Source organism: uncultured Sphingomonas sp., from assembly GCF_964244235.1.
Lineage (GTDB): Bacteria > Pseudomonadota > Alphaproteobacteria > Sphingomonadales > Sphingomonadaceae > Sphingomonas.
Genome location: NZ_CAXTII010000129.1, coordinates 1 through 4,562 on the forward strand (window position 1 = coordinate 1; position 4,562 = coordinate 4,562).

At 68.1% G+C, this 4,562-nt stretch carries 2 protein-coding genes and 1 tRNA gene; 2 read left to right on the forward strand and 1 reads right to left on the reverse strand.

Annotated elements, in window-relative coordinates; all coding sequences use genetic code 11:
• Positions 1-110: 110 nt before the first annotated feature.
• Positions 111-186, reverse strand: a tRNA-Thr gene (locus ACFE7D_RS14000).
• Between the two features lie 179 nt (positions 187-365).
• On the opposite strand from ACFE7D_RS14000, the gene ACFE7D_RS14005 reads away from it, so the two are divergent.
• Both ACFE7D_RS14005 and ACFE7D_RS14010 read left to right on the forward strand, forming a co-directional pair.
• Positions 366-1,643: a hypothetical protein gene (locus ACFE7D_RS14005; protein WP_375396026.1), complete on the forward strand. Its 1,278-nt coding sequence runs from the start codon at positions 366-368 to the stop codon at positions 1,641-1,643.
• Positions 1,644-1,712: 69 nt separating this feature from the next.
• The coding region (locus ACFE7D_RS14010) for an NAD-glutamate dehydrogenase domain-containing protein (protein WP_375396027.1) at positions 1,713-4,562 on the forward strand (2,850 nt) is incomplete at its 3' end.

Here is a 4,562-nt window from a genome sequence, read left to right on the forward strand (position 1 = left end):
CGGAGATCGCCGTGATCACACCGGCGAAGCTACACCACGCCGTGGGGCACGATCCAGATAGTCCTCTATGGGGTCGCCGAAACCCGCGTTTTTCTGCCGGTTCCTGAGAATGGTGCCGCCTACAGGACTCGAACCTGTGACCCCCGCATTACGAATGCGATGCTCTACCAACTGAGCTAAGGCGGCGTGGCGGCGGCGGTTTCCCGACCGACACGGTAACTCGGCTAACAGGTCGGGGGGCGACTGACAAGCGTGGGCGGGCCAATCGATCGTGAAGGCGCAGGGCTTTACGTCTCGTTTACCACGGCCGGTGCACAAGGATCGTCGCGGTCGGGGATGTGCCCTGGCGGACGGGGATCTGTGGCATGGACAGCGCACGCGGCTTTGACCGGGGGAACGCCGGCGTCGATCAGGACGATGTAGCGGATACCGATGCCGACGGCAGTTTCGACGATGCGATGTTCGACTTGGGCGGCGACGAGCGGCGGATGCATGTCCGCGCGTACAATCATTGGGTTTCGCTGCTGCGCGGACGCCCCTATCCGTCGATCGCGGACCTCGATCCCGACAATATCGTGGATTTCGGCGCGAACAGCGCGTTGCTGGATTTTTCAGGTGGGATCGACGATCCGAAGATCGCGTATCTCGGCCGAACGCTACGCGAGGAATGCGGGCTGGAGATCGGCGTCGCGCGGATCGCCGACGTGCCGACCCGGTCGTTGCTTTCGCGGCTGACCGATCATTATCTCCAGATCATCGCAAATCGCGCGCCGATCGGGTTCGAAGCGGAATTCGTCAACACGCGCGGACTGACGACCCTGTATCGCGGGATCCTGATGCCGTTCTCGTCGGACGGTGACGCGATCGATTTCATCTACGGCGTCATCAACTGGAAGGAAGTCGCCGACCAGCAGGTCCAGGCCTCGCTCGACGCCGAGCTGGCCGCCGCCGTCCATGGCGGTGCCATGCCCGGCGAGCCCGCGATCTGGGCCGACGGCCCCAGCGGCGGTTTCGGTACGCCCGATGACGGTGTCGATGGCGAAAGCATCTCGGGGGTCTTCATCGGATCGCTCGATGACCGGCTCATGATGGCGCGCGAAAGCGCCGCCGCGGTACGCGCGGCCGATACGCGCAGCCGTGCGGCGCTATACCGCGCGCTTGGCCGTGCGCATGATTTCGCGATTGCCGCGGCCGGGGCCCAGGCCGAATACGACGCATTGCTCGACCGGGCCGGCATCGTCGTTCAGGCACGTGCACCGATGACGCCCGTCGTGAAGCTCGTCTTCGGCGCGGATTATGACAAGACCCGGCTGACCGAATATGCCGCGGTGCTGCAGCATGCGGTGCGCAACGGCGTCGCGTCGGGCGGGTTGCCGCTGTTCCTCGATGCGTTCGACGGCGGCGTGAAGGCGGCGGTCGCCGCGGAGCGTGCCGCGCGCAAGCCGGGCGTCGCGGTACCGGCACCTCAGCCCTCCTTCGCCGATCGTCCTGCGCTGGCGCATGTGTCGCTCGACACGGGCGCGACGCCGGGCAGCCTCGTGGTGCTGGTGGCACGGGTCGCGGCCGATGGCACGCTGGATGTCGTGGGCAGCGTCGCCAATGACGCCGCGCTGAATAAGCAAATACTGAGCGCGCTCGCGTAAAGTTACGTTGCGGCGCAACATCGTTTCGCGTCTTGAGAACGTCACCCGCCCGGTTCATACGCGGCAGCCATGGCTGACATCTCGACCACATCGCTATCGGACGCGCTTGCCGCCCGATTGACCAGGGGCGCGCTACCGGGGGAATTGACGGGGTTCGGTCCTGCAGAGGTCGCGGCGGCCGCGGCGTTCGTCGTCGCGACCGGGTTGGTCCGCACTGACGAGGCACCGGCAATTGCGATCGAGCCGATGGTATCGGACGATACGCGCCGGCGGGTACGCCTGGCCGTCGTCAACGACGACATGCCGTTCCTTGTCGATTCGATCGCCGCGGCGATCGGCGCGCGCGATATCGCGATCGACCGGATCATCCATCCGATCGTCCGGACGACGCGCAATGCCGCCGGCGAACTGACGGATATCGGCGGTGCCGGTAATCCCGAATCGCTGATCTATATCGAGATGGACCGGATCGACGCGCGCGACCGGCGGGCGCTGATCGATCAGATGATCGCGGTGCTGGCGGACGTGCGCGCGGCGGTCGCCGACTGGCGACAGCTGCAGCGCGCGATGGCGGAGGACGAGGCGGCGCTGCCGCAGGGCGAAGGCGCGGCGCTGCTGCAATGGCTTCTCGACGGACATTTCACGCTGCTGGGCCATCAGGTCTGGAACCGGGCGGACGGCGCGGGTGTCGCGCTGGGCATCGCGCGCAACACGCACGTCACACCGATCCTCGCCGACGCGTCCAAGATGCTCGCCGCCGCGTGGTTCGATCAGGGGGGCGAGGCACCCCTGCTGCTGAAGTCGAGCCTGATCTCGACAGTGCACCGGTCGGTGCCGCTCGACCTGGTCGTCGTGCCGGTGAAAGCGGACCGCAAGGTCACCGGCCTGTCGATCCACGCCGGGCTTTGGACCAGCGCAGCGCTCGCCGCGCCGCCTCGCGACGTCCCCGTGCTGCGCGCGCGCCTGGCGGCGCTGGAGGCGAAATTCGGGTTCGATCGCAAGGGTCATACCGGCAAGGCGCTGACGCACGCGCTGACCGCCCTGCCCCACGACCTGGTCTGCGCCTTCGCGCCGGCGGCGCTCGAGAGCCTGGTACTGACCGCGATGTCGCTGGCGGACCGGCCGCGACCGGCACTGGTCCTGGTCGAGTCCGCGCTGGGACGGCATGTGTTCGCGTTCGTCTGGCTGCCGCGCGACGAAGTTACGACGTCGCGCCGGGTCGCGATCGGCGAAATGCTCGCGGCGGCCGCGAACGGCATCGTCGTGAGCTGGTCGATCGCGCTCGAGGACGGCGGCGTCGCGCTGACCCGGTACACGATCGACGTCCGCGGCGGCGGGAGGATGCCCGATCCGGCACCGCTCGACCGACGGCTGGAGCAGATGGTGCGCGGGTGGGTGCCCAATGCCGAGGCCGCGCTGGCGGAGCAGCTCGGTCCGGCACGTGCGGCGCGGCTGGCGCTGCGCTGGGCGGCGACCTTTCCGCAAAGCTACCGCAACGCCACGACGATCGACGAGGCGGCAGCGGATATTCAGCGGATCGCCGCGCTGGCCGACGATCAGGACCGGTCGGTGCGATTGTATCCGGCGCAGGCGGGGCCGGAGCAGCGGCTGAAAATCTATCGCCTGGGCGGTGCGCTGGCGCTGTCCGATGCCGTGCCGGTGCTGGAGAATTTCGGCTTCCGCGTGATCGGCGAATTGCCGACCCGGCTGGCGGACGAGACCGGTGCCCATGTCCATGAATTCGCGGTCGAGGTCGGCGGCGGCGCGTTCGCGGACGATCCCGCGGTGCTGGAGGACGCGATCGCCGCGGTCCTGCGCGGCACGGCGGAGAACGACGCGTTCAACGGGCTGATCGTCGAGGCCGGCCTCGCGCCCGCATCGGTGATCCTGTTGCGCGCCTGGTTCCGGTATCTCCGCCAGGCGGGGCTGACCTACGGGATGGCGACCGTTGTCGATGCGTTGCGCCGGTCGCCCGCGCTCGCGAAGGCGCTGATCCACCGCTTCGCCGCGGCACACGATCCCGCCGCCCCGCATGATATTGCCGCCGCCGATGCCGCGGTGACGGAAGCGCTCGATGCGGTGTCGGCGATCGACGACGACCGTATCCTGCGCGCCTATCGCAACCTGATCGCCGCGACGCTGCGCACCAACGCCTTCGCCCCCGCCGCCGAGGAAGCGTTGGCGTTCAAGTTCGACAGCCATCTGATCCCCGGCCTCCCCGCACCGGTGCCGTGGCGCGAGATCTGGGTCTATTCGCCCCGCGTGGAGGGCATCCACCTGCGCGCGGGTCCCGTCGCGCGCGGGGGCCTGCGATGGTCCGACCGACGCGACGATTTCCGGACCGAAATCCTCGGCCTGATGAAGGCGCAGCGAGTGAAGAACGCGGTGATCGTGCCGACGGGCGCGAAGGGCGGCTTCTACCCCAAACAGCTCCCCTCCCCCGCCAACCGCGACGCGTGGCTGGCGGAGGGCACCGAGAGCTACCGCATGTTCATCCGGGCTTTGCTGTCGGTCACGGACAATATCGCGGAGGGCAAGGTCGTCCATCCGCAGGGTGTCACGATCCTCGACGGCAAGGATCCCTATTTCGTCGTCGCCGCGGACAAGGGCACTGCGACCTTCAGCGACGTCGCCAACGCGCTGGCGCTGGAGCGCGATTACTGGCTGGGCGACGCCTTCGCGAGCGGCGGGTCGTACGGCTACGACCACAAGGCGATGGGCATCACCGCCAAGGGCGCGTGGATCAGCGTGCAGCGCCATTTCGCCGAGCGCGGGATCGACGTGCAGACGCAACCGATCAGCGTCGTCGGCTGCGGCGACATGTCGGGCGACGTGTTCGGTAACGGCATGTTGCTGTCGAAGGCGCTGAAACTGGTCGCCGCGTTCGACCACCGCCACATCTTCCTCGATCCCGACCCA

Coding starts and splice junctions, on each gene's coding strand:
- ACFE7D_RS14005 (WP_375396026.1), top strand. CDS start 366: ATGGACAGCGCACGCGGCTTTGACCGGGGGAACGCCGGCGTCGATCAG.